This window comes from Vogesella sp. EB, from assembly GCF_001037925.1.
Classification (GTDB): domain Bacteria; phylum Pseudomonadota; class Gammaproteobacteria; order Burkholderiales; family Chromobacteriaceae; genus Vogesella; species Vogesella indigofera.
The window spans coordinates 1-24,975 of sequence record NZ_LFDT01000003.1; the positions used below are offsets into that span (position 1 = coordinate 1).

Consider the following 24,975-nt stretch of genomic DNA (forward strand, 5'->3'; position numbering starts at 1 on the left):
CGCCACCCGCGGCCGCCACGGCGCAGCGGGCTGCAGACGGAAGACGACGCCGGCCCGGCGGCCGTCAGCCCGCCCGTCGCCGACAGTCCGGCCACCAACCAGGCCAGCGCGCCGGCCGTGCCGCCACTGGTCGAGCTGCCGCTGGCGGTGCCGCGCTACATCCGCAAGCCGGCGCCAGCGACTGCCGCACAGCACGACAAGCTGCCGGTGATCGGCCTGGCCGAAGTGCAGCGCAACCTGCAGAGCGACGTGCAGCGGCGGCAAAAGCTGGCCGCCAGCGAACGCCGCCAGCGCCGCCTGCAGCAGCAGGACGAGGACAGCGCGCTGCCGCTGATCGACCCCGACGAGGTGCGCGCCAGCCTGCAGCAGCTGCACGGCAGGCGCGACGCGGCCCCGCCGCCGCCGAAACCGGTGGTGGTGCTGCAGCCGACGCCGGTGATGCGCAAGCCCTCGCTGGCCAGCCGCCCGGACGAACAGACGCGGCAGCGCAATGCCGAGGCACTGTTCGGCGCCGGCTCGCGCTTTGCCAGCACCGGCACCGCGCCGGCCACGCCATCGTCCGCGCCAGGCATCACGCCCGCTGGCCGTGTCGCCAGCCCGCCGGCCGCGGCGCCCAACCCGGTCGCCAGCACGATGCTGAACCATCCCGTGATGCCTACCGCCGTCGCGTCAGCGCCAGCTACCGGCACACCGCCGGCCGGCGACGACACGATCACCGACGCCGCCGCGCACCACCGCGCGCTGGCGGAGGTGGCGCCACCGGCCACCGCTGACCATGTGGTCGCCGTTCCGGCATCGCTCACAGCGGTACCGGCGCCGGTCGCTGTAGCGCTGGCGGCGCCGGTTGCCGCCGTTACGACAGCGTTCGCCGCCGCGCCGGCTGAGGACGCCCTGACGGGCGACAGCGACAGTGACAGCGCGCCATTGTCGCCGCTCACCGCCTGGCCCGCAGCGGCCACCGCCTTGCTTTCCGCCGATCACGGCGACGTGGCGGTTGCTGACCGCCACGAGTCGGACTGGCCGCAGCCGGCTGTGGCCATCGAGTCGGCGCTGTCATCGGCCGCGCACGATACCGGCGCCGCGCCGCAGGAGCCGGCGGCGGCAGAAACTGGCGCGCCGGTCAGCCACATGGCCGCGTGGATGCCGAATCCGACCGGCGCCAGCACGGCGCCGGAGCACATGGACGAACGGGCCTTCGCTGTGCTCTGCCCGGCAGCAGACACGGACGCGGAAGCTGACACGGATACGGATACAGATGCGGCGACCGTTGTTGCCGGCCCGTACACCTGCGCGGCCACGGCGCACGCTGCCGCCGTGGCGGACACCGCCGCCGCGGAGGATGCGCAAGAGGTGGAAGATGCGGAGACTGCGGCTAGCGTAGCCAGCGCCGACATCGTCTGGCATCTGCTGGCCGATGACGAGCTGGCGACAGAACCGATTGCCGAGGACACCGCCGCTGCCGGCCTGGTGTGGCAGCTGATCGACGAACCGGCGCCTGCGGCCAACCTTGCCGCCGCGCCGCTGCCCGACACCGCCACAATGTTGGCCGCAGCACCCGCCACCGTTCCCTCAGCGCCCAAGCCGCACAGCGTGCCGGTGGTGTACGGCGACGCCTGCCTGCCGTCGCTGGACCTGCTGCGGCCGCCGGAAAGCGACAAGGCGGTGCAGAGCGAGGATTACCTGATCGAGCGCGGCATCCTGATCGAGGAAAAGTGCGCCGAGTTCAAGGTGAAAGTGGCGGTGGTGGACGCCTACGCCGGGCCGGTGATCACCCGCTACGAGGTGGAACCGGCGGTCGGTGTGCGCGGCAGCCAGGTGGTGAACCTGGCCAAGGACCTGTCGCGCGCGCTGGGCGTGGCCTCCATCCGCGTGGTGGAAACCATTCCCGGCAAGACCTGCATGGGGCTGGAGCTGCCCAACCCGAAACGGCAGATGATCCGGCTGTCGGAGATCTTCGGCGCCGAGGTGTTCCAGCACTCCGCGTCCAAGCTGACGCTGGCGCTGGGGCAGGACATCAGCGGCGCGCCGGTGGTGATGGATCTGGCCAAGGCGCCGCACCTGCTGGTGGCCGGCACCACCGGCTCCGGCAAGTCGGTGGGCGTCAACGCGATGATCCTGTCCATGCTGTACAAGGCCACGCCGGACGAGGTGCGCTTCATCATGATCGACCCCAAGATGCTGGAACTGTCGGTGTACAACGACATCCCGCACCTGTTGGCGCCGGTGGTCACCGACATGAAGCTGGCCGCCAACGCCTTGAACTGGTGTGTCGGCGAGATGGAAAAACGCTACCGGCTGATGAGCCACCTCGGCGTGCGCAATCTGGCCGGCTACAACGACAAGGTGCGCGCCGCCGAGGCTCGCGGCCAACGTTTGAGCAACCCGTTCAGCCTGACCCCGGAAACGCCGGAGCCGCTGGCCACGCTGCCCTTCATCGTGGTGGTGGTGGACGAGTTTGCCGACCTGATGATGGTGGCCGGCAAGAAGATCGAGGAGCTGATCGCGCGCCTGGCGCAAAAGGCGCGTGCCGCCGGCATCCATCTGATCCTCGCCACACAGCGGCCGTCGGTGGACGTGATTACCGGCCTGATCAAGGCCAACATCCCGACCCGCATCGCCTTCCAGGTCTCCAGCAAGATCGACAGCCGGACGATTCTGGATCAAATGGGCGCCGAAAGCCTGCTGGGCCAGGGTGACATGCTGTACCTGCCGCCGGGCACCGGCTACCCGCAGCGCGTGCACGGCGCCTTCGTCACCGACGAGGAGGTGCACGCCATCGTCGAGGACCTGAAGCAGTGGGGCGAGCCGGACTACGTGGAAGGGCTGCTCACCGGCGAATCGGTGGCCGACGACGAACAGGCGGACGCCAAGGGCCGTGCGGCGGCCGCGAGCGAGAGCGACCCGCTGTACGACGAGGCGGTGGAGATCGTGCTGCGCACACGCAAGGCGTCGATCTCCTCGGTGCAGCGCCAGCTGCGCATCGGCTACAACCGTGCTGCCAGATTGATTGAGGACATGGAAGCCGCCGGTATCGTGTCGGCGATGGAAAGCAACGGCAACCGCACGGTGCTGGTGCCGCAGCGCGGCGACTACTGAATCGCTTTCCCGACAGCAAAACGGCAGCCCGCGGGCTGCCGTTTTTCATGGCGGGAACCGGCCGCGTGTCCTCTGCGGCCAACCTTGGTGTCGCCGGCTCAGGCCACCGTTTTCAGCTCGCTGAGCATGCGTTCCAGCCCGCCCATCACGCTGGCGTTGGCCTGTTCCATCGCCGCCAGCTCGTGCAGCGCGGCGTCGGGGTTGCCGGCGTAGAACAGTTCCAGCGCGCGGCGTGCGTGCTGGTGTACCTCGCGGTGCGGGCTTTCCAGCGCGCCGTAGCCGGGCAGGCGCGAGAAGCGCTCCTTGCCGTCGCCGGCGTAGTACCACTGGCCGAGGCGACATTGCGTCTCGTCCGGCAGCTGTTCCGGGCGTAGCGTCGAGATGCCCATGAACACCTTGTACACCTCCAGCTTCATCGCCAGCTCTTCCAGGTTGGCCAGCTCGACGCCGGACAGCTGCGCGGCGGCGGCGATGGTGGCTTCCATGTGCTGCGCCTGGTCGTACAGCCGCTGCATGCTGTGCATCGCCTGTTCGCTGTCGCCGGAGAAGCGGCTGGCGTCGTCGGCGCCCTGCTGCATGGTGTGCTTGGCGCTCTCGGTCTCGGCCTGGATCTGGCCGACCAGGCCGGCGATCTCGGTGGTGGCCTTGGCGGTGCGCTCGGCCAGCTTGCGCACCTCGTCGGCGACCACGGCAAAGCCGCGCCCGGATTCGCCGGCACGGGCGGCCTCGATCGCCGCGTTCAGCGCCAGCAGGTTGGTCTGGTCGGCGATGTCCTTGATCAGGCGCACGATGCCGCCGATCTGCTCCGCCTGCTGGTGCAGGGTGGCGACGTTGGTGGATGCCTGCTCGATGCGCTGGAACATGGTTTTCAGGTTGCCGGCGATCAGCTGGAAATCATTGCGGTTGTCGTCGGCCTGCGCCGCCATCGCGTGGGCGGCGTCCTTTTCCTGGCCGAGGCTGCCGGCCAGCCCCTGGAACGAGTGCTGCACCCCGCCCAGCGAGTTGCCGAAGCTGCCGATATTGGCGAACACCCCCTGCAGCATCGCGCGTTCGCGCGTCAGCGTGTCCAGCTGCGTGCGCTGGCTGGCGTGCTCGCCCTCCAGCGCGGCGAGGCGGGCCTGCAGCTGCCGGTTTTCCTGTTGCAGTGCGGTGTTGTCGCTTTGGGCTTGCTGCAGGGCAGCGCGGGTGTGGCGGAAGAACATGCGGATTTCCCCTCGGGTGGTGGTTGTCGCATCTTACGCGGCGGCGGGCGGCAGGCAAAACGGGCAGATCAAGTTTCCGGCGATGACGGCTGCAGCCAGCACTCGCTGTGGCGGGCAAAAGCCAGCGTCGGCGTGGCGTGCCAGTCGGCGGCGCGTTGCAGCGCGCGCAGCAGGTCGTCGCGCAGGCGCTGCGTCGGGCGCACGCCGGCCTCCAGATACAGCGCCTTGACCTCGAACACCCCTTGCGCGCGGTGCGCCTTGGCGTCCAGCCGTCCGACCAGCCGGCCGCGGCTGAGCACGGGCAACACGAAGTAGCCGAACTGGCGCTTGGCGGCCGGGGTGTAGCACTCGATGCGGTAGTCGAAGCCGAACAGTTCGCTCGCGCGCTTGCGGTCCCACACCACCGGGTCGAACGGCGACAGCAGCGTGGTGGCGGTGGCGCGCAGGCTGTCGTCCAGCGCCGCCTCGCGCAGGCTGTGGTGCACGAACACCTGGTGCGGCCAACCTTCGATGCGCGCCGGCAACAGTTCGCCCTCGTCGGCCAGCTGGTGCAGCAGCGCATCGTACTTGCCGCGCCTGAGGCGGTAGTAGTCGGCGACCCAGCCGCTCTTGACGATGCCCAGCGCGCGGCAGCTGGCGCGCACCATGTCGCGTTGCGCCGTCTCCGGCGTCGGCAGGTCGCGCGCGTCGTCCCAGCCGGGCAGCACCCGCTCGGCCAGATCATAGACGCGCTGGAAATTCTGTCGCTCGCGCACCATCAGCCGGCCGCTGCAGAACAGCACTTCCAGATGGCGCTTTTCCGGTTTCCAGTCCCACCAGCCGTTGCCCTTGCCGCCCTGGCGCTCGAAGTCGCGCGAGCGCACCGGGCCGTGGCCGCGGATGTGCTCGACCAGTGCGTCGATCTCGGCGTAGTGCTTGTTCATCCATTCCACCGAGAATTTCCAGCCCATCGCCGCCGGGTCCAGCATGCGGTGGCGCAGCAGGCGGTAGTCCTCGCTGGGCACGAAGCAGGCCTCGTGCGCCCAGTATTCGAACAGCGCGCCCTCGGCCAGCAGCGCGTCCAGCCACGCCGGGTCGTAGTGGCCAAGGCGGCTGAACAGCACCAGGTAGGGGCTGCGCGCCACCACGCTGATGGTGTCGATCTGCAGCAGCGCCATGCGGCGGATGGCGGCCAGCACGTCGGCCTTGCTGGCCTTGCGTCGCGGCGGGGTCAGCAGGCCCTGCGCGTGCAGGTGCAGCGCGCGGGCGTGATCCGGGGTCAGGTGCAGGTGGCTCATGCGGGTGGCCGTGGCGTCAGGATAAGCCGCCAGCATAGCGCGTCCGCCGCGGGGCGGGGAAGGGGCACGGTGGTCCAGCCAACGCCGGTGGCCGGCATCAAAAAAGGTTGGCCGCAGTGCTGCGGCCAACCTTGTGTGGCGGTGCGCTGGTTCAGATCGTGAACCGGTGCTCAGTCGTCGCCGTGCACCATGCTGCGTCCCAGCGGGCTGGGCTGATTGCGCTGGCGTGCCAGCTCGATCTGCTTCTGCCGTTCGCGCGCCTTGGCGCGGGTTTTTTCGCTCAGCGTGTCCCAGCAGTGCGGGCAGCTGATGCCGGGGCTGTAGTGTTCGGAGGCGCGCTCGGCGGCCGATACCGGCTGGCGGCAGGCGTGGCACAGCTCGTACTCGCCTTCCGTCAGGTCGTGGCGCACGGTGACGCGGTTGTCGAACACGAAGCAGTCGCCCTGCCACAGGCTCTGTTCCGCCGGCACCTGTTCCAGGTATTTCAGGATGCCGCCCTGCAGGTGGTACACCTCTTCGAAGCCCTCGTTCAGCATGTAGCTGGAGGCTTTCTCGCAGCGGATGCCGCCGGTGCAGAACATCGCCACCTTCTTGTGTACCGCCGGGTCGAAGTGCTGTTTCACGTACTCGGGGAATTCGCGGAAGCTGGCGGTTTTCGGGTCGATCGCGCGCTGGAAGCTGCCGATGGCGACCTCGTAGTCGTTGCGGGTGTCGATGACCAGCACTTCCGGATCGCTGATGAGGGCGTTCCAGTCCTGCGGCTGGACATAGGTGCCGACGGTCTTGTTGGGGTCGACGCCGGGCACGCCCAGGGTGACGATTTCCTTTTTCAGCTTGACCTTGGTGCGGTAGAACGGCTGCTCGTCGCAGTACGATTCCTTGTGCTCCAGCGCCGTCATGCGCGGGTCGCTTTTCAGCCAGGCCAGCAGCGCGTCGATGCCTTCGCGGCTACCGGCCACGGTGCCGTTGATGCCTTCTTCGGCCAGCAGCAGCGTGCCCTTGACGTCATTGGCCAGCATGGCCTGGTGTAGCGGTTCGCGCAGCGCGACGTAGTCGGTCAGGGTGACAAACTGGTACAGCGCGGCGACGACGATGGGGTGGTGGGTGTGCATCGGTGGTCTCCAGGTGGTCGCCCGCGTAAAGGGCGGACCGGGGCGCGCCGGAATTGGCGCAACCGTGCAGTTTACCCGAGGCCGGCGCGGCGGCCAACGCGGGGGCGGCCGGTTGCCGGACCGGGTGGCGTCAGCGCGCGATGCGGTTGCGGCCGTCGCGCTTGGCCTGGTACAGCAGCGCGTCGACGCGGCCGAGCAGTGCGTCGATGGCATCGTGGCGCCCGGCGAACTCGGTGACGCCGATGCTGACCGAGGTGTACAGCTCGCCCTTGGCGGTGGTCACCGGCTGCATGCCGATCAGCTGGCAGATGCGCTGCAGCGGCACCATCGCGTCGTCGGCGCCGGCGTCCGGGAAGAGGATCATGAATTCCTCGCCGCCCCAGCGGTAGACGCGGTCGATGACGCGCACGCTGTCCTGCATCAGCACCGCGACGGCGCGCAGCACCTCGTCGCCGGTCTGGTGGCCGTAGCTGTCGTTGATGCGCTTGAAGTGGTCGATGTCCAGCAGCGCCAGCGCAAAGCGGCGGCCGCGGCGGGTGGCGCGCTCCTGTTCTTCCTGCAGCCGGATGTAGAAGGCGTGGCGGTTGCCAAGGCCGGTCAGGCTGTCGCTGTAGGCCATGGTTTCCAGCTGCTTCTGCACCTCGCGCAGCGCGCGGGTGCGCTCGGCGACGCGCTGTTCCAGCGTGTGGTTGACGTCGTCCAGCTGCTGGATCACCAGCCCGATACAGTGCGGCGCCAGCCCCACCGACAGGATCATCAGCGACAGCGCGACGTAGCTCAGGCTGTGTTCGTAGGCCAGCTGCGGCCCCAGCTCGCTCAGCAACAGCAACAGGCTGGCGAGGGTGAGCAGCGCCACCGCGATGCTGGAGCCGACGATGCGGTAGCGGATGGCGACATAGATCAGCGTCAGCCCCAGCAGCCAGATCAGCCACGGGTGCACGCCCTGCGCCAGCAGCAGCGGCAGCGCCACCAGCGCCGCGATTTTCAGCGTCAGACCGGCCAGCCGTGGCCACGGCACCTCGCGCAGCACCAGGTACAGCGGGGTGACCACGAACAGGCCGAGGCAGTCGCCGGAGGTCATCATCGCCAGCCCAGCCAGATGGCCCTGCGCCGTGGCCGGCGCGCCGAGCGCGTGGTTGATCAGGTACATCGCCCAGGTGGTCAGCAGCGGCGGCAGCAGGCACACGCGCCAGAAGAAGCGTTGCAGGCCGGCGACGTCGTGCAACAGGCGCCGCGGCGCACCGCAGCCGCGCCACGCCAGCCAGCTTTGCAGGCTGTCGAACGGCGCCAGCAGCAGTCCGGCCAGCAGCGCGGTGCCCCAGCTGCCGCCGAAGTACAGCCAGCCGCCAGCATTGGCGATGGCGCTGGACAGCAGCACCAGTGGCAGGCCGCGCCGGCCGGCCAGCAGCAGCATGATCAGGCCGATGCCGGACGGCAGCCATACCACGGTGAGCGAGGATGGCGGTTTCGCCGCCAGCCACATGCCCAGCCAGGCCAGGCTCACGTAGAGCGGGACCAGCAACAGTGCGTGGTGATAGCGTGGAGTGGTGGTCATGGCAGGCCCGGGCAGGGATGGCGGCTGGTTGCGGCAGGCGGTCGCTGCCGCCTGCTGTTGCAACAATTATCAGCCGATAACCCTGCGCCGACCAAGGGCTAAATTTGATCCGCATCAGCCGGACGCCAACTGGCGTTGCGGCGGCGGCCAAGGTTGGCCGCAAAAAAAACGGCGACCGCACGGTCGCCGTTTTTCATGCGCGATGTCTCGGACTCAGGCGGTGAGCTGCAGCAGCTCGGCAAACGCCTTTTCGAACAGCGCGAGACCGTCACGCTGCAGCTGCTCGCCGACGGCGTCGAAGTCGATGCCGGCGGCCTGCGCCGCGGCCAGTACCGCCAGTGCCGCGTCGCCGTCAGCGGCCAGCGTGGCGGCGGCGTGGCCGTGGTCGCGGAACAGCGCCAGCGTGGCGTCCGGCACGGTGTTGACGGTGTCGGCGCCGATCAGGCTCTCCACGTACAGCACGTCGGAGTAGGCCTGGTTCTTGGTGCCGGTGGACGCCCACAGCAGGAACTGCGGCCGTGCGCCGGCGGCGTGCAGCGCGGCGAATTCGGTACCGTGGAAACGCTGCAGGTAGCGCCGGTAGGCGGCCTTGGCCAGCGCGATCGCCGCCTTGCCCTGCAGCGGCGCCGGCAATTGCGCATCCAGCAGGCTGTCGACGCGCGACAGGAAGAAGCTGGCCACTGCCTTGACGTGGCGCAGCGGCTGGCCGGCCGCGTGGCGGGTGCTGAGGCCGGCGATATAGGCGTCCCACACCGCCTCGACCTGTTTCAGCGAGAACAGCAGCGTGATGTTGACGTTGATGCCCTCGGCGGTCAGCTGGCGGAAGGCGGCGATGCCTGGCGCCGTGGCCGGGATCTTGATCATCGCGTTGGGGCGGTCGATGGCTACCCACAGCCGGCGCGCGGCGGCGAGGGTGCCGGCTTCGTCGTGCGCCAGCGCCGGCGACACTTCCAGCGACACGTAGCCGTCGTCGCCGGCGGTGGCCTGGTATTGCGGCAGGGTGAGGTCGCAGGCGGCCCGGATGTCGGCGATGACCAGCGTTTCGTAGCGCTGTTCGGCGCTCAGCGTGGTGTCGCTTTTCAGCTGCGCCAGCTCGTCGCGGTAGCGCGGGTCGGTGCTGATCGCCTTGTGGAAGATGGCCGGATTGGAGGTGACGCCGGCGATGCCGTCGTCGGCCAGCAAGCGGGCCAGTTCGCCGCTGGCGATCAGTTCGCGCGACAGGTTGTCCAGCCAGAGACGCTGGCCGAAGGGGCGGATGGCTTGTAGACGATTCATGGTGCGGGTCCCGGTATTGGTTTCATTTTTGGCACCCCATCGTAGCGTGCGCCCGCGCTGAAGCAAAGAGACTACAGCGCGGCGGCTTCAGCTCGCCGCCAGTACATCGGCGACTACGTGCCGCGCGGCGGCCGGACGGCACGGTCGCCGCCGGTGGCTCATTCGCGGGCGGCCAGCTGTTCGGCGTTGAAGATCACGCTGAAGCAGCTGCCCTTGTCCGGCTCGCTGTGCACTTCCAGCCGTGCCTGGTGGCGCGCCAGCACGTGCTTGACGATGGCGAGGCCGAGGCCGGTGCCGCCGTTGCCGCGCGAGCGGCCGCGGTCGACGCGGTAGAAGCGCTCGGTCAGCCGCGGCAGGTGTTCGCGCGGGATGCCGATGCCGGTATCGCTGACGCTGAACACGGCGCGGCCCTCGTCCTGTTCCTGCCAGGCGAGGGCGATGCTGCCGCCTTCCGGGGTATAGCGCACCGCGTTGGACACCAGGTTGCCGAACGCCGAGTGCAGCTCCTGCACGTTGCCGCGCAGCCAGCGGCGGCAGCGGTTGTCCAGCGTGATCTGATGGCGGCCCTGCGACAGGCCTTCGGCTTCCACCATCAGCGTGTCCAGCAGCTGGTCCATGTTCACGGTTTCCTGCTGCATGCTGCGCGGGCTGTTCTCGATGCGCGACAGCGTCAGCAGGTCCTCGACCAGGCTCTGCATCCGCCGCGACTGTTCCAGCATCAGCGCCAGGAACTGGCGCAGGGTGGCGTCGTCGACCTCCGGCATGTCGGACAGCGTTTCCAGGAAGCCACCGACCACGGTCAGCGGCGTGCGCAGCTCGTGCGACACGTTGGCGACGAAGTCGCGGTGCACGGTCTGCACCCGCTCCAGCTGGGTGATGTCGCGCGACAGCAGCAGCTTGCGGGTGATGTCGAACGGCACCAGCTGGATGGACAGCACGCGCTCGTCCGGGGTCGGGCTGTGCAGGATCAGCGGCTGGCTGTAGCTCTGCGCCGCCATATAGGTGTGGAACGACGGCTGGCGCACCAGGTTGAGGATCTGGTTGCCGACATCGGCCTTCGGGTCCAGCCCGAAGTGTTCGACGCCGACCGGGTTGACCCACTCGATGCGGTCGTACTCGTCGAGCACCACCACGCCGTCCGGCATCGCCTCGCCGGCGTTGATGAAGCGGTCGAGGATGCTGGCCAGCTTGCGCTTGCTCTGTTTCTGCTTGCGTGCCTGGCGGTACAGCGCCATGAACGCGTTGTGCCAGATGCCGTAGCCTTCCGGAATGCGGCCGGGGGCAGGCCGCTCCAGCCAGCGCAGCAGCAGGCCGATATGGTGCAGGTGGAAGCCCAGCCACAGCAGCAGCTGGCCGCACAGTACCAGCAGCCCGATCTCCGGGCCGTAGATCAGCGAAAAGCCGAAAGCGATGCTGCTGATGGCGAACAGCCAGCCCAGCGAACGCCGCGCAAAGTCAGTCAATGGTCTACCCCTGTGCCGAGAAACGGTAGCCGGTGCCGCGCACGGTCTGGATCAGCGCGTCATGGCCGGTGGCCTCCAGCGCACTGCGCAGGCGGCGGATGTGCACGTCGACGGTGCGCTCCTCGACGAAGATGTGGTCGCCCCACACCTGGTCCAAGAGCTGGGTGCGCGAGTGCACGCGTTCGGCGTGGGTCATGAAGAAGTGCAGCAGGCGGAATTCGGTGGGGCCGAGGTCGATGGTGTCGCCGTTGCCCTGTACGCGGTGGGTGGCCGGATCCAGGCGCAGGCCCTTCACCTCGACCGCGTCGTCGGTCATCTGCGGCGCGCGGCGGCGCAGCACCGCCTTGATGCGCGCCAGCATCTCGCGCGGAGAGAACGGCTTGGTGATGTAGTCGTCGGCGCCGGCTTCCAGCCCCTGCACCTTGTCCTGCTCTTCGGAGCGGGCGGTGAGCATGATGATCGGGATCTGGCGCGTGCGCTCATCGCCGCGCAGCTTGCGCGCGATCTCGACGCCGGAGGCTCCGGGCAGCATCCAGTCCAGCAGGATCAGGTCCGGCAAGGCATTCTTCACCAGCATCAGCGCCGCTTCGGCGGTACTGGCGCGCAGCACGTGATGGCCGGCCTGGGTCAGGTTGAAGGCAATCAGTTCCTGGATCGCGGGCTCATCTTCGACAAGCAGGATATTGGCAGCCATGTGGGCATCCTCCCATTGGAAATTATGGCAAGGATAGAAACAGGGCGTTACAGAAATATGACGCTTCATGCTTCCGTCCGCTTCATGCCAACGAAATGGCAGGATATGCCGCTGCTGGCCGGAGAAGCCGCGCGATTATGTCACGAATCGACCGCGGCACCGGTAGTGCTTTAATTTGTTTGTAATTAAGTTTTGTACAAAAATTAATTGTCACGTAGAATGCCGCCTCTCGCGTCGTGCCGTGATGCGCCCAGTCCGATTGTCTGTCACCGAAAGATATTCTTGCTTTATCCGTTATTTTGCAGTCTTCTCCAGCGATCTGGACGCTCCCGCGACATCCTGCCACCCAACTTTTGAAGGGAAAGCATGGACAACGTTATCTCCTCCCGTTCCACCACGCTGGCTTGGCCAGTATTCATTCCCAGCCTGCTGCTGATCGGCAGTCTGCTGGCTTGGGCGGTACTGCTGCCGAGCAGTGCCGAGCACACCTTTTTATTGGCGCAGCAGTGGGTGATCCGTCACTTCGGCTGGTTCTATATTCTGGCGGTGGCGATCTTCCTGCTGCTGTTGCTGGCCATTGCGGTCAGTCGCTACGGCGATATCCGGCTGGGGCCAGATGAATCGCGGCCGGAATTCTCGTTTACCTCGTGGCTGGCGATGCTGTTCGCGGCCGGCATGGGGATCGGCCTGATGTACTTTGGGGTCGGCGAGCCGATGCTGCACTTCCTCAATCCGCCCACCGCCGCGGCGACGCCTGCGGTGGCAGGGCAGGTGGCGATGCTGACCACCTTCCAGCACTGGGGGTTGCACGCGTGGGCGATTTACGGCGTAGTCGGTCTGGTGCTGGCCTATTTTGGTTTCCGTTACCAGCTGCCTCTGACAGTGCGTTCCGGCCTGTATCCGCTGCTGGGTGAGCGCATCAACGGCCCGCTCGGCCATGCGGTGGACGTGTTTGCGCTGGTGGGTACCGTCTTCGGTATCGCCACCACCCTGGGCTACGGTGTGCTGCAGATCAGCGCCGGGCTTGCCACGCTGACCGGACAGGACACCTCGGCGCTGACATTCCAGCTGGGTCTGATCGCGGTGGTGATGCTGTTGGCCGGGCTATCGGTGGCTTCCGGGCTGGACAAGGGGGTGCGCCGTCTGAGCGAACTGAACCTGACGCTGGCCGGACTGCTATTGCTGTTCGTGCTGGTGACCGGGCCGACGCTGTACCTGCTTAACGCCTTCAGCGAAAACATCGGCCAGTACCTGTCCAGCGTGGTGTCGTTGACCTTCCGCACCTTCAGCTACAGCGACAGCGACATGCAAGGCTGGTTTGGCGGCTGGACGCTGCTGTACTGGGCATGGTGGATTTCGTGGTCGCCGTTTGTCGGCATGTTCATTGCCCGTATTTCGCGCGGGCGCACCATCCGCGAATTCATCATCGGCGTGCTGCTGGTGCCGTCGCTGTTCAACCTGTTGTGGATGACGGTGTTCGGCAACAGCGCGATCTGGCTGGACAGCCATGTCGCTGCCGGTGCGCTGGGCGCCAGCGCCGGCAATGTCGACGCATTACTGTTCCGTTTCTTTGATTACCTGCCGTACCCGCAGCTGACGTCCGGCGTGGCGGTGCTGCTGGTGGCGGTGTTCTTTGTGACTTCAGCCGATTCCGGGGCGCTGGTACTCAATGCCATCGCCAGCCGTGGTGCGGCGCAGTCGCCGCTGTGGCAGCGCTGTTTCTGGGCGGCGCTGCTGGGGCTGACGGCTGCGGTACTGCTTGCCGCTGGCGGGCTGAAGGCCTTGCAGGCGATGACGCTGATCAGTGCGCTGCCGTTTGCCGCCATCATGCTGTTGCTGTGCTACGGGCTGCTGCGCGGTTTGCGTGCCGACCGTCATCACGCCACACAAGCACTGGCACCGGCAACGTCGTTCTGGAGTGGCCACCACTGGCGACAGCGCCTGGCGGTGATGCTGAACCAGCCGCAGGCGGCCGAGGTGCAGCAGTTTATCGATGACACGGTGCAGCCGGCACTGCAGGCGGTGGCGGCGGAAATGGCCACCCGCGGCGTGACTGCAGAGGTCACGCGCGATGCCGTCAGCGGGACCGTGCAGCTGAGTATCCCGCAGCCGTCACTCCGCGACTTCGTCTACGGCGTGCGCTGTGTGGAGCAGGCGACACCGGCCTTTGTCCTGCGCGATGTGGCGCTGCCAGCCGGACAGCGTTTGTACAGCTATCAACCGATGACATTTTTTGTGGATGGTCGCGAGGGTTACAGCATCGAATACCTGCAGCAGCAGGAGGTGATTGCCGACGTGCTGAAACAGTACCAGCGTTATCTGGTGTTACTGCATGACGAGCAGGCGCGTCTGCTCAGTGCGGCACCGGCGCACGGCTGAGGCAGCAAAAAGGTTGGCCGCAAGCATGCTTGCGGCCAACCTTTTATCGGGTGGCAATCGATCGGCGATTCAGTGGTTTACCACCACCAGAACAGCCAGCCCCAGGCGCTGTCGATCCACAGCAGCGCGGCGCAGAACGGCAGCAGCGCCAGCGCCTGCCGCAGGCGGCTGCGCTGCCAGCTGGCGCCGATGCGCGCCGCCAGCCACAGCGACCAGCCATTGGCGCCCAGCAACAGCAGCAGCCGCGCGTCGTTGACCCACGGCCACATGATGTGCTCGCTGCGCAGCAGGCTGAGGGTGACGGTGGTGAGGCCGAGGAACACGCCGCAGCCGGCCAGCGGGATCAGCGCCTGCACCAGGTGGTGGAAGCGCTGCCGTTGCCAGCCGTGGCAGGCGACCGCCGCCGCCAGCAGCAGGCTGCACAGCCCGCCCAGCGCGATGGCGGTGGCGGCGATGTAGGCCAGCAGCAGGCCGCCATCCAGCCAGCTGAACACGTCGTTGCGCAGCGGGTAGTTGGTCAGCAGCCACCACGGCGCGTCGGCGTCCAGCGGCCACAGCAGGTCGCGCTCGATCAGCCACTCTGCCAGCGCGGTGCGCAGGGTGACGAACCACGGGCTGGCGCTCCAGTGGAAGGCGCCGATGGCGACGCCGAGCAGGCCGAACAGGATCAGCGCGCTCTGCCAGCCGTCGGCGTCGCGCGCGCCGAGGCGCACCACCTCGTCGGCCGGCGAGCGGGCGCTGAGCGTCACCGCGTCGCGGTGGCCGCTGCAGCGGCCGCACATGTGACAGCCGCTGGCACCTTCCATCTGCCGGACCGGCAGCAGCGGCGCACAGTCCACCGCCTTGATCGGCAGCACGCGCTTGTGCGCCAGTGACGCCTGCCACGCCTCTTCGCTGACGCGGAAATGCAGCGGCGCCAGCTTGGCCAGCAGCGCGAACACGCCGTTGACCGGGCACAGGTAGCGGCACCAGGCGCGCTTGCCGCGGGTGTAGTAGTAGCCGACCCACACCGCGGCGACGGTGGAGCCGCCCAGCACCAGCAGTACCGCCTGCGGATACTGGTAGACGCTGACCATCTGCCCGTACACCGTGGTCAGCACGAAGGCGGTGAACGGCCAGCCCGGCCAGCGTAGCCAGCGCGGAATCGGCCGTGCCTTGCCGTGCCGTGCCGCCCATTCCGACAGCGCACCCTCCGGGCACAGCACGCCGCACCACAGCCGGCCGAACAGCACCATCGACAGCAGCACGAACGGCCACCAGATGCCCCAGAACGCAAACTGCGCGATCAGGGTGACGTGGTCCCACAGGTGCGCGGTTTCGTCCGGCAGCGGCGTCAGCACCGGCAGCACGATCAGCAGCAGGTACACCGCCACCACCAGCCACTGCAGGCGGCGGATCAGCGGCGCGTGCCGCTGCAGGCCATCGCCGACCCGCGCCAGCCACGGTCGCGTGGCGGTTGCCGTGCTGCAATCGTGCAGTTTCATGCGGCCAACCTTGTCGCCACGCGGCGGCTGCGCCAGCGCATCAGCGCCAGCACCGCCAGCCAGTAGCCGGCGTAGGCCAGCAGCGTCATCAGTGCCGGGTGGGCACGGTAGCCGGTCAGCGCCGACACCACGCCGCCGCTGGCGCTCATGTCGTCCAGCAGTGCCGAGCTGTCCCACAGCGGATCGACCAGTGCCGGCAGGATGTCCAGCGAGATCAGCTTGTCGATGCCGCTGGTGAACAGTGCCGCCGCCAGCAACAGCAGCATGATTTCGGTGGCGCGAAAGAACAGTCGCCACGACAGGTAGCGCCCACCCAGCTGCAGCAGCCAGAACGACAGCAGCGCCAACAGGAAGCCGGCGACCCCGGCCAGCAGCAGCGGCCACAGCGCGGCGCCCTCGCTGCCGGACAGCGTGCCGTACAGGAAGACCACGGTTTCGCTGCCCTCGCGGCCGACCGCCAGCGCCACCAGCAGCAGGATGCCCCAGCCGTTATTGCGCGCGCGGCTGGCGGCAAGGCCGGCCTCCAGCTCGCGTTTCAGGCTGCGGCCGTGCTCGCGCATCCACAACACCATGTGCACGATCAGCGCCGCGGCGCTGAACACCATCGCCGCCTGGAACAGCTCCTGGTAGCGGCCGAACACCTCGCTGGCGGCAAACAGCCCCAGCGCCAGCAGCGCCGCCAGCAGCAGCCCGGCCAGCACCCCGCCCCACAGCCAGCGCTTGCCGCCGGCGGCCGGGTTTTGCGACAGCCACGCGTGCAGGATGCCGATCACCAGCATCGCTTCGACACTCTCGCGCCAGACGATAAACAACACCTGTTCCATCGCGCCCGCTCCTTACTTCACGACCAGCACGCCCTGTGCCGTCGCCATGTGGAATTCGTCGAAAAACTTGTACTCGCCGGCGCTGAGCGGGTTGAACACCACGAAACTCTGCGCGCCGGGGGCCAGCACCTTTTCCTTGCGCAGCTGCAGGCTTTCGAACTCCACCGGCGTCTTGCCGCGATTGAAAATCTCGATCTTGAAGCGCTTGCCGGCCGGTACCACCAGCCGTGCCGGCTTCAGCTGGCCGTCGTTCAGTTCCAGCCGGAACACCGGCAATTCCTCGGCGTGGGCGGTGCCGGCCAGCAGCAGGGCCAGCAGTGGCAGGATATGGCGTGCACGCATGGGGGACTCCTGTGGGGGTGGGCTGCGGCCGGGGTACGGCCGCAGCGGATGCGGCTTAGTAGCCGCCCTTCTTGCCGATGCCGGCGTAGGTGAATTCGTAGTTCAGCTCGATCGGCTGGAACCACGGCGCGACGCCGGTTTCCTTGTCGACATGACGGCCGAAGTGGGCGTGCGGGTTCATGCTCGGCGGCAGGATGGTGTACTTCAGCTTGTACTTGCCCGGGCCTTGCAGCTTGATGTTGTCGCCGTAGTGCGGGCCGTCGGAGGCCACCATCGGCATGAAGTCGCCGCTGATGCTGTCCTTGCCGCCGACCTTGCTGATCTCGTACTTGATCAGCAGGTACGGCACCCAGTCACCCTCGGCCAGGCCGTTCTTGTTGCTGGCGGTGGCGTGGATGTCGGCTTCGAGGTGGATGTCGGACTGTTCCGCCTTGCGCATCATGCCGTCCGGTTCCATTTTCACCGGCTGCAGGTAGACGGCGGCGATCTCCATGCCGCCTTTCAGCTGCGGCTTGCCGATCGGGTATTCCAGCGCCTGGGCCGACAGGCTGAGGCCAAGCAGCACGGGCAGGGCCAGCGCCGGGATCATGCTTTTTTTCATCACGGGTTCCTTTGCGGAGGGGGCGCCATTAGAGCAGCGCGAATCTTAATAAAAACTTAAATGCGAACTTTTACTGTTGCCGGCAAGCCACAGCGGCAGGCAAGGTTGGCCGCAAGCCGCAAGCCGCAAGCCGCAACGTCAGCAGCAACAGCGGCCGTGGCGGCGCGCGCGTGAGGGGCAGGCTGCGGCGACATGACTACAAAGAAGAATGCTTCGTATTGTCGTCAGCAGGCAGCGGCAGCGGATTGATCTGGATTAAGGGCTGGCGAGATAAGGCGGTGCGGTGAGGGGAAGAACGGCGATCGCACGCGGTGGCGGGTGGGGCAGGGCGGCGCGGGACGCGCGCGTGGGGCAAAAAAAAACGCCTGTCCGGTGAGGGACAGGCGACTAAGGGTCGGTTTGCGGCCAGTCGGGCCACAAACACAAAGACCAGGGACAAAGAGATCACCAGAACAGTTCAAAGATGCCAGGGACACCGACACCCTCATACGTATCCAGAAGTCGACAGCCTCGGGCGCGGACCCGCTACTGCCAACACGGGGCGAATTGTACGTGGCTTGTTGCCCCCCGATAACAGGCAATCAAAGGTTTTATTGCCGATGTTCTTTGTATACAATTTATTTTTGGCAAATTTACTTTCGAATCCAAAGCATGGACAAGTTTGATCGCAAAATCATTGCTGCACTGCATGAAAACGCCCGTCTCAGCTACGCCGAACTGGCGCGCCGCGTCAGCCTGTCGGCACCGGCTGTTGCCGAAAGAGTGGAAAAACTGGAGCGTTCCGGTGTCATTACCGGATATCGGGCAATAATCAACCCGGAAAAGCTGGGTTACCCGATCCAGTGCCTGATCGAGCTGACGGTGAAAAACCTGGAATACTACGGCGTGCTGGAGACGCTGAAGACGATGCCGGAGATCACCGAGTGCTACTCGATCACCGGCAGCAGCGGGCTGATGATCAAGGTGGCGGTCGACAATATGGCCACCCTGCAGCAGGTGATCGCGCGGCTGATGCAGTACGGCGACACCAAGACCTCAATCGTGATCGACGTGCCGGTCGGTGCGCGGATGCCGGGCTGGCGCGACGACGAGTAAGCGCCAGCGCCACGGCGGGCGAGTCGGGAACCCGGCGGCCAGAGGCCGCCGGTTGGCGTTGCCGTCAGCGCCGCAGCATCCGCCACAGGCCGAGGATGGCCAGCAGCCACCGCAGCGAGCGCCGCAGCCGGCCCTGACGCAGCAGCAACAGCGCGCTGCCGAGCAGGCCGCTGCCGGCGGAGGCGCCGAACAGGCTGACGCCCTGGCGCAGCAGGTGCGTCGGCTGGCGCCAGCGTTCGGCTTCCAGCACCAGCTGCATGCGCAGCAATTCACCCTTCAGCAGCAGCAACTGCTTGCGCTCTTCGCGTTGCGCTCGCGTCATGGCAGCTCCTTGCCGGACAGGGCCTGCCAGTCCTTGCGCAGCTCCTGCAGCGTGCTGGCGAATGCCGCCGGGGCGCGTTCCGCACGGCGCCGCAGCGCCAGCAGCAGGCCGATGCCGCTGCCGGCCAGCAGCAGTGCCAGCGCGCCCATCACCGTGGCGCGCCACGCCGCCGGCGTCACCAGCGCCACGAACAGCAGCAGCGCGATCAGCGCCGCCAGCAGCAGCAATACCGCCAGCCCCGCCAGCATGGTCTGCAGCAGCAGCCGTTCCTGTTGCTCCTGCCACTCCAGCCGCGCCAGCTCGGCACGGTTGAACAGCAGCGCGCCCAGCCCGTGCAGCAGCGAGGCGAGGCTGCCCAGGCGCGGGGTATCAGCCATCAGCGGCGCGACACCAGCAGCCCGAGCAGGAAGGCGATGGCGGCGGCGATGCCGATCGCTTTCCACGGGTGTTCATGCACGTAGTTGTCGGTGACCTTGGCCGCGGCCCTGGCTTTCGCCACCGTCGCCTTTTCCGCGTCCAGCAGCCGTTCCTTGGCCAGCTTCAGGTTGGCGCTGAGCTTGTTGCGCAGTTCCAGCGCCTTGGCGCCGCCTTCCTCGCCGGCACTGGCCAGCAGCTCCTCGGTGTGGTTGAGCACGCTGCGCACATCGGCCAGCAGTTTTTCTTTCTCGGCGTTAAGGAATTGATCTGGCATGACTACCTCCTTGGACGAACATCACGACGTGGAAAAACGTAAGCCCGGGTACCGGCCCTGGCCCTGTCGCGGCCACCCGCGTCGGGGTGCGCACGCAGGCGGGCAGATCAGTGCATTGTCATGGCCGGTACTGGATGGGCTGTGCCGACGGCAAAAGGTTCCGCAACGGCATGCTTGAGCATAGACGTAAAAAAGCCTGCCCGGTGGCGGGCAGGCAAACGGTTTATGCACGAAGAAGCAACAGAACCAAAGAGCAAGGCGTCCGTCTCCACACGGACGCCAGGGAATTATCTGGCGGCCGCCCAGGCGCGTGCGGTGTCCAGCATGCGGTTGGAGAAGCCCCACTCGTTGTCGTACCACGACAGCACCTTCACCTGGCGGCCCTCAATGACGCGGGTCAGCGAGGCGTCGAACACGCTGGACGCCGAGTTGTGCATGAAGTCGATGGACACCAGTGGCAGGGTGTTCACCGCCAGCACGCCCTTCAGCGCGCCATTGGCGGCGGCGGTGACGATCTCGTTCACCTCGGCGACGGTGGTGTCGCGGCGGGCGGTGAAGGTCAGGTCCACCAGCGACACGTTGGCGGTCGGCACGCGTACCGCGAAGCCGTCCAGCTTGCCTTTCAGCTCCGGCAGCACCAGGCCGACGGCGGCAGCGGCGCCGGTCTTGGTCGGGATCATCGACAGCGCGGCGGAACGGGCGCGGCGCAGGTCGCTGTGTTCGGTATCCAGCAGTACCTGGTCGTTGGTGTAGGAGTGCACGGTGGTCATCAGGCCGTGGGCGACGCCGATGGTGTCGTTCAGCGGCTTGACCAGTGGTGCCAGGCAGTTGGTGGTGCAGCTGGCGTTGGACACGATGCTCATCTCGCTGCGCAGGGTGTTGTCGTTGACGCCGAACACGATGGTGGCGTCGGCGTCGTCGGCCGGCGCGGAGATCAGCACCTTCTTGGCACCGGCTTGCAGGTGCAGGCCGGCCTTGTCGCGCTTGGTGAAGATGCCGGTGCATTCCAGCACGATGTCGATGCCCATCTCGCCCCACGGCAGTTCGGCCGGGTTGCGTACCGACAGCAGCTGGATCGGCTTGCCGTTGACCACCAGTTTGTCGCCGTCCAGTGCCACGGTGCCGGGGAACGGGCCGTGGATGGAATCGTACTTGGTCAGGTGGGCGTGCAGTTCCGGATTGCCCAGATCGTTGATGGCAACGATTTCAATATCCTTGTCGGCGAAGCGTTCCTGCCAGGCACGCAGTACCATGCGACCGATACGGCCATAGCCGTTAATTGCCAGTTTCAGTGCCATGATGACTCCTCTTTACTTGTGTTTGGCCGGACGCACGGTCGCGTCCCGATGCATGACATCGTTGCCGCAATGGCCGATGTACTCAACCGACTACACCACTGTAAGGGGTGGATTACCAACAACGGCGCCTGTTAACACTTCTTTACTCAATTTCGCCGCGTCAGGGCCTGATTGTGACCGGCGCCGGTCTCCGCGGCTTGCCGGCGGCGGCAAGGTTGGCCGCACCGCCCGCCCGTGCCACAATCGCAGAATCGATTCCCTGCCAAGTGATGCCTGCCATGTCCCTGCAACTGCAAGTCGTCCCGGTGACGCCATTCCAGCAAAACTGTTCCGTGATCTGGTGCGATGTCACCCGCCGTGCCGCCGTGGTCGACGCCGGTGGCGATATCGACCGCATTCTTGCTTTCGTGCGCGAGCACGACCTGACGGTGGAAAAGCTGCTGCTCACCCACGGCCACATCGACCACGCCGGCGGCGCACGCGCGCTGGCCGATGCGCTGGGCGTGGCGATCGAAGGCCCGCAGCGGGCGGAAAGCTTCTGGCTCGACCAGCTGCCCAGCCAAGGCACCATGTTCGGCTTTCCGCGTAGCGAGCCGCTGACGCCGGAGCGCTGGCTGGAAGAGGGCGACACGGTGACGGTGGGTGAGGAAGTGCTGGCGGTGCTGCACTGTCCCGGCCACACCCCGGGTCATGTGGTGTTTGTCAGTCATGCGGCCAACCTTTGCATCGTCGGCGACGTGCTGTTCCAGGGCAGCATCGGGCGCACCGACTTCCCGATGGGCAACCACCAGCAACTGATCGACGCCATCCGCGGCAAGCTGTTCGCGCTGCCGGACGACATGGTGGTAGTACCGGGGCATGGCCCCTTTACCACTATAGGAGAGGAGCGGCGCAGCAACCCCTTCGTTGCCGACCGCCGCTACGGCTGATGGCGCCGGAGTTCGAGCACGCGGTGCTGCGCGCGCTGCGAGACATCCCGCCGGGGATGGTCAGCACCTACGGCACGCTGGCGGCGCTGGCCGGCTATCCGCGCCACGCGCGCCATGTCGGCGCGCTCTTGGGGCGGCTGCCGGCGGAGCTGGCGCTGCCGTGGTTCCGTGTGGTCGGCAGCGGCGGCCGCATCGCGCGGCCGGGCAGCGAGGGCGCCGACTACCAGCGCCTGCTGCTGCAGCAGGACGGCATCGAGCTGGACAGCAAGGGCCGCGTCGACCTGTTCCGTTATGGCTGGCCGCCAGCGTATTTCCTGCGCTGAGCGCGCGCGGCAGATGGCACGGAGGCGCGCGGCCGGTACCCCGCCCCGCCAGCGCTGACCGCGCTGGCGTTTTTTATGGCGAATGGTTCGTTTGTGGCGCCGAAAAGTTGCGGTTTATGTAGCAACTATGTTAAAGACTAAGCTGTAATTTTCGTTTACGAACTTGCTGCCATGAGCCGATCACCCAGACACGACAAGATTTTGCAGCTGGTGCGCGAAAACGGCTTTATGCCGATTGAAGAGCTCGCCCGCTTGCTGGACGTTACCCCGCAGACCATCCGCCGCGACATCAACCAGCTGTGCGAGGCCAACCTGCTGCGCCGCTATCACGGTGGCGCCGCCCTCGGCAGCAGCGTGGAGAACGAGGATTACTTCGCGCGCAAGGGCAAGCTGCAGAGCGAAAAGGCGCACATCGCCGACATGATCGCGGAAAACATCCCCGACCATGCCTCGCTGTTCATGAGCATCGGCACCACCATCGAGGCGGTGGCACAGGCGCTGACCAGCACCCACAAGGGGCTGCGCGTGATCACCAACAACATCCACGTCGCCTCGATCATGTCCACCAACCCCGATTTCACGGTGATGATCACCTCCGGCGTGGTGCGGGCCTCCGACGGCGGCATCACCGGGGTGGCGACGCTGGACTTCATCAACCAGTTCAAGGTCGACTACGCGGTGATCGGGGTGTCGGGAATAGAGGCTGACGGCTCGCTGCTCGATTTCGACTACCGCGAAGTGCGCGTGGCGCAGGCGATGATGGCCAATGCCCGTCACCGCTTCCTCGCCGCCGACCACAGCAAGTTCGGCCGCAATGCGCTGGTGCGCATGGGCCACATCAGCGAATTCAACGCCATCTACACCGACGCGATGCCGCCGGAGAGCCTGAAAAAGCTGCTGGAGGAACACAGCGTGAGGATGTATCTGGCCGATCCGGTCTGACAGGTCACGCAGCACAAAACAGGGCACCCGCGGGTGCCCTGTTTTGCTGTGTGCAAGGTTGGCCGCAGGCTCAGGTCACCGCGCCGCGGCGGTGGAATTGCGGCGCATCCCAGCTACCGCTGTCGAGGATCTGCTTCAGGGTGTCGACCGCGTCCCAGATGTCGGTGTAGCCCAGATAGAGCGGGGTGATGCCGAAGCGCAGCACTTCCGGTTCGCGGTAGTCGCCGATCACGCCGGCGGCAATCAGCGCCTGCATCACGGCAAAGCCGTGCGGGTGACGGTAGCTGACGTGGCTGCCGCGCCGCGCATGATCGCGCGGGGTGATCAGCGTCAGCGGATGCTCGCCGCAGCGCTGCTCCACCAACTCGATGAACAGGTCGGTCAGCGCCAGTGACTTGCGCCGTACCGCGTCCATGTCCGCCTGCAGCGCGATGTCCAGCCCGCACTCCAGCAGCGCCAGCGACACGACCGGCTGCGTGCCGCACAGGAAGCGGTGGATGCCGCCGGCCGGCTGGTAGTCGCTGCGCATCTCGAACGGCTGCGCGTGACCCCACCAGCCGGACAGCGGCTGCCAGAAGCGGCCCTGGTGCCGCGGCGCCACCCAGATGAAGGCTGGCGCGCCGGGGCCGCCGTTCAGGTACTTGTAGGTGCAGCCGACGGCAAAGTCGGCATCGGCGGCATTCAGTGCCAGCGGCACCGCGCCGGCGGCGTGCGCCAGATCCCAGATCGTCAGCGCGCCGTGGCGGTGGGCGAGTTCGTTGGTCGCCGCCATGTCGTACATGGCACCGGTGCGGTAGTTCACGTGCGACAACAGCAGTACCGCGACATCGTCGTCCAGCGCCGCTTCCAGCGGCAGCGCCTCGTCGGTCAGGCGCAGCTCGTAGCCCTGCTGCAGCAGGTCGATCAGGCCCTGGATCATGTACAGGTCGGTGGGGAAGTTGTCGCGCTCGGACACGATCACCCGCCGCGCCGGATGCGCCTGCTGCTGGATGCGCAGCGCGGCGGCCAGCGCCTTGAACAGGTTGAGCGAGGTGGTGTCGGTGACCACCACCTCGTCGGCGCCGGCGCCGAGCAGCGCCGCCAGCTTGTTGCCCAGTCGCGCGGGCAGCTCGAACCAGCCGGCGTCGTTCCAGCTGCGGATCAGGCCTTGCCCCCACTGCTCGCTGATTACCTGCTGGCTGCGCGCCAGCGCGCTGTGCGGCAGCACGCCCAGCGAATTGCCGTCGAGGTAGATGGTGTCGGCGGGCAGCGCGAACTGCTGGCGGAAGCGGGCAAGCGGGTCTTGCTGGTCGGCCTGCAGGCAGGCGTTACGGCTAAGCATGGTAGGGCTCCTTGTGGGCTAAGGTTGGTCGCAACGGTGGCGGCCATGAACATAGCTTAGCAGCGTCGCGCGCCGGAAAAATTGCAAGTTCGGATTGTGAAAGTACCTGATTTCGCAGAATATTCACTTTTACGGTGTTTATTTCGTGGAGTCTTGCAAATGCAACTGGACGCAATCGACTGGCGCATTCTGGCCGCGCTGCAGCACAACGGCCGGCTCAGCAACCAGGACCTCGCCGACCGGGTGGCGCTGTCGCCGTCGGCCTGCCTGCGCCGGGTGCGCATGCTGGAAGAACAGGGCCTGATCCGCGGCTACCGTGCCGAGCTGGACGCGGCGCGGCTGGGCTTCGAGCTGGAGGCGATGGTGCAGGTCAGCCTGGACCGCAGCCGCGACGACTGGCACGACACCTTCCTGCAGCAGGTGCAGGCCTTCGACGAGGTCGCCGCCGCCTACATCGTCGCCGGGCCGTGCAACTACATGCTGCACGTGCGCTGTGCCAATCTGGCGGCGTTTTCCGCCTTTGTCGTCGACAAGCTGAACAAGCTGCCGGGCATGCGCGACATCTGTTCCTACATCGTGATGCAGACCATCAAGAACCAGCTCGGCGTGCTGCCGCTGGCGGACAAGACGACGCGCGGCGGCGTGTCGTGACAAAACCCACACCGCGGTGCGATGGCACGGCGGGATCAGCGGCGCTGCTGGTATACTTTCCGGTTTCACCTACGATCCGGGGCGAGCCTGTCCCGCAGA

At 66.9% G+C, this 24,975-nt stretch carries 23 protein-coding genes; 7 read left to right on the forward strand and 16 right to left on the reverse strand.

What is annotated here, in order from left to right; translation table 11 throughout:
- The first annotated feature begins 30 nt into the window (after positions 1–30).
- Positions 31–3,096 carry a DNA translocase FtsK gene (locus tag ACG97_RS17950; protein WP_369793027.1) on the forward strand — a complete coding sequence of 1,022 codons (3,066 nt, stop codon included), beginning with the start codon at positions 31–33 and terminating at the stop codon, positions 3,094–3,096.
- 98 nt (positions 3,097–3,194) lie between these two features.
- Here ACG97_RS17950 and ACG97_RS18185 read toward each other — a convergent pair whose 3' ends face one another.
- From ACG97_RS18185 to phoB, 7 genes are all read right to left on the reverse strand, one after another.
- Positions 3,195–4,298: a methyl-accepting chemotaxis protein gene (locus tag ACG97_RS18185; RefSeq protein WP_047965824.1), complete on the reverse strand. Its 1,104-nt coding sequence runs from the start codon at positions 4,296–4,298 to the stop codon at positions 3,195–3,197.
- A gap of 68 nt (positions 4,299–4,366) precedes the next feature.
- Positions 4,367–5,575: a winged helix-turn-helix domain-containing protein gene (locus ACG97_RS02865; protein WP_047965958.1), complete on the reverse strand. Its 1,209-nt coding sequence runs from the start codon at positions 5,573–5,575 to the stop codon at positions 4,367–4,369.
- 170 nt (positions 5,576–5,745) lie between these two features.
- Positions 5,746–6,687: a rhodanese-related sulfurtransferase gene (locus ACG97_RS02870; protein ID WP_047965825.1), complete on the reverse strand. Its 942-nt coding sequence runs from the start codon at positions 6,685–6,687 to the stop codon at positions 5,746–5,748.
- Positions 6,688–6,817: 130 nt separating this feature from the next.
- A complete protein-coding gene (locus ACG97_RS02875) occupies positions 6,818–8,242 on the reverse strand; it encodes a diguanylate cyclase (RefSeq protein ID WP_047965826.1) in 1,425 nt (474 codons plus the stop codon).
- 213 nt (positions 8,243–8,455) lie between these two features.
- The gene (gene tal, locus ACG97_RS02880) at positions 8,456–9,517 is read right to left on the reverse strand and encodes a transaldolase (RefSeq protein ID WP_047965827.1); all 1,062 of its coding nucleotides are present in this window, start codon (positions 9,515–9,517) and stop codon (positions 8,456–8,458) included.
- 158 nt (positions 9,518–9,675) lie between these two features.
- Positions 9,676–10,980 (reverse strand): phosphate regulon sensor histidine kinase PhoR, encoded by a 1,305-nt coding sequence (gene phoR / locus ACG97_RS02885; protein WP_047965828.1) that lies wholly within the window; start codon positions 10,978–10,980, stop codon positions 9,676–9,678.
- A 4-nt stretch (positions 10,981–10,984) separates the two neighbouring features.
- Positions 10,985–11,674, reverse strand: coding sequence for a phosphate regulon transcriptional regulator PhoB (gene phoB / locus ACG97_RS02890; RefSeq protein WP_047965829.1), 690 nt, complete (start codon positions 11,672–11,674; stop codon positions 10,985–10,987).
- Positions 11,675–12,040: 366 nt separating this feature from the next.
- On the opposite strand from phoB, the gene ACG97_RS02895 reads away from it, so the two are divergent.
- Positions 12,041–14,053: a BCCT family transporter gene (locus ACG97_RS02895; protein ID WP_047965830.1), complete on the forward strand. Its 2,013-nt coding sequence runs from the start codon at positions 12,041–12,043 to the stop codon at positions 14,051–14,053.
- 77 nt (positions 14,054–14,130) lie between these two features.
- Here ACG97_RS02895 and ACG97_RS02900 read toward each other — a convergent pair whose 3' ends face one another.
- The 4 genes from ACG97_RS02900 to ACG97_RS02915 are packed head-to-tail and all read right to left on the reverse strand — an operon-like array spanning position 14,131 to position 17,304.
- Complete coding sequence (locus tag ACG97_RS02900; protein ID WP_047965831.1) at positions 14,131–15,537, reverse strand: 4Fe-4S binding protein; 1,407 nt, start codon at positions 15,535–15,537, stop codon at positions 14,131–14,133.
- On the reverse strand, positions 15,534–16,361 hold the full coding sequence (locus tag ACG97_RS02905) for an FTR1 family protein (RefSeq protein WP_047965832.1): 828 nt from the start codon (positions 16,359–16,361) through the stop codon (positions 15,534–15,536). The genes ACG97_RS02900 and ACG97_RS02905 overlap by 4 nt, the downstream gene beginning before the upstream one ends.
- A gap of 12 nt (positions 16,362–16,373) precedes the next feature.
- On the reverse strand, positions 16,374–16,703 hold the full coding sequence (locus ACG97_RS02910; protein WP_047965833.1) for a cupredoxin domain-containing protein: 330 nt from the start codon (positions 16,701–16,703) through the stop codon (positions 16,374–16,376).
- Positions 16,704–16,758: 55 nt separating this feature from the next.
- Positions 16,759–17,304 carry an iron transporter gene (locus ACG97_RS02915; RefSeq protein ID WP_238377240.1) on the reverse strand — a complete coding sequence of 182 codons (546 nt, stop codon included), beginning with the start codon at positions 17,302–17,304 and terminating at the stop codon, positions 16,759–16,761.
- Between the two features lie 651 nt (positions 17,305–17,955).
- Here ACG97_RS02915 and ACG97_RS02920 point away from each other — a divergent pair.
- Positions 17,956–18,399 carry an Lrp/AsnC family transcriptional regulator gene (locus ACG97_RS02920; RefSeq protein ID WP_047965834.1) on the forward strand — a complete coding sequence of 148 codons (444 nt, stop codon included), beginning with the start codon at positions 17,956–17,958 and terminating at the stop codon, positions 18,397–18,399.
- Positions 18,400–18,463: 64 nt separating this feature from the next.
- Here ACG97_RS02920 and ACG97_RS02925 read toward each other — a convergent pair whose 3' ends face one another.
- The 4 genes from ACG97_RS02925 to gap form a co-directional block, all read right to left on the reverse strand.
- Positions 18,464–18,721 (reverse strand): hypothetical protein, encoded by a 258-nt coding sequence (locus tag ACG97_RS02925; RefSeq protein ID WP_047965835.1) that lies wholly within the window; start codon positions 18,719–18,721, stop codon positions 18,464–18,466.
- Positions 18,718–19,098 (reverse strand): phage holin family protein, encoded by a 381-nt coding sequence (locus ACG97_RS02930; protein WP_047965836.1) that lies wholly within the window; start codon positions 19,096–19,098, stop codon positions 18,718–18,720. The genes ACG97_RS02925 and ACG97_RS02930 overlap by 4 nt, the downstream gene beginning before the upstream one ends.
- On the reverse strand, positions 19,098–19,412 hold the full coding sequence (locus ACG97_RS02935; RefSeq protein WP_047965837.1) for a YqjD family protein: 315 nt from the start codon (positions 19,410–19,412) through the stop codon (positions 19,098–19,100). The genes ACG97_RS02930 and ACG97_RS02935 overlap by 1 nt, the downstream gene beginning before the upstream one ends.
- A 287-nt stretch (positions 19,413–19,699) precedes the next feature.
- A complete protein-coding gene (gene gap / locus ACG97_RS02940) occupies positions 19,700–20,710 on the reverse strand; it encodes a type I glyceraldehyde-3-phosphate dehydrogenase (RefSeq protein WP_047965838.1) in 1,011 nt (336 codons plus the stop codon).
- 278 nt (positions 20,711–20,988) lie between these two features.
- Here gap and ACG97_RS02945 point away from each other — a divergent pair, with 278 nt between their 5' ends.
- The 3 genes from ACG97_RS02945 to ACG97_RS02955 all read left to right on the forward strand — a co-directional run bounded on the left by ACG97_RS02945 (position 20,989) and on the right by ACG97_RS02955 (position 22,904).
- The gene (locus ACG97_RS02945) at positions 20,989–21,639 is read left to right on the forward strand and encodes an MBL fold metallo-hydrolase (protein WP_047965839.1); all 651 of its coding nucleotides are present in this window, start codon (positions 20,989–20,991) and stop codon (positions 21,637–21,639) included.
- Entirely contained in the window at positions 21,639–21,962 is a 324-nt protein-coding gene (locus tag ACG97_RS02950; protein ID WP_047965840.1) for an MGMT family protein, read from the forward strand. The genes ACG97_RS02945 and ACG97_RS02950 overlap by 1 nt, the downstream gene beginning before the upstream one ends.
- 171 nt (positions 21,963–22,133) lie before the next feature.
- Positions 22,134–22,904, forward strand: a complete 771-nt coding sequence (locus ACG97_RS02955; protein WP_047965841.1) for a DeoR/GlpR family DNA-binding transcription regulator — start codon at positions 22,134–22,136, stop codon at positions 22,902–22,904.
- A gap of 70 nt (positions 22,905–22,974) precedes the next feature.
- On the opposite strand, the gene kynU is transcribed toward ACG97_RS02955, so the two are convergent.
- A complete protein-coding gene (gene kynU / locus ACG97_RS02960) occupies positions 22,975–24,225 on the reverse strand; it encodes a kynureninase (protein WP_047965842.1) in 1,251 nt (416 codons plus the stop codon).
- A gap of 159 nt (positions 24,226–24,384) precedes the next feature.
- Here kynU and ACG97_RS02965 point away from each other — a divergent pair, with 159 nt between their 5' ends.
- A complete protein-coding gene (locus ACG97_RS02965) occupies positions 24,385–24,876 on the forward strand; it encodes an Lrp/AsnC family transcriptional regulator (protein WP_047965843.1) in 492 nt (163 codons plus the stop codon).
- The last annotated feature ends 99 nt before the right edge of the window (positions 24,877–24,975 follow it).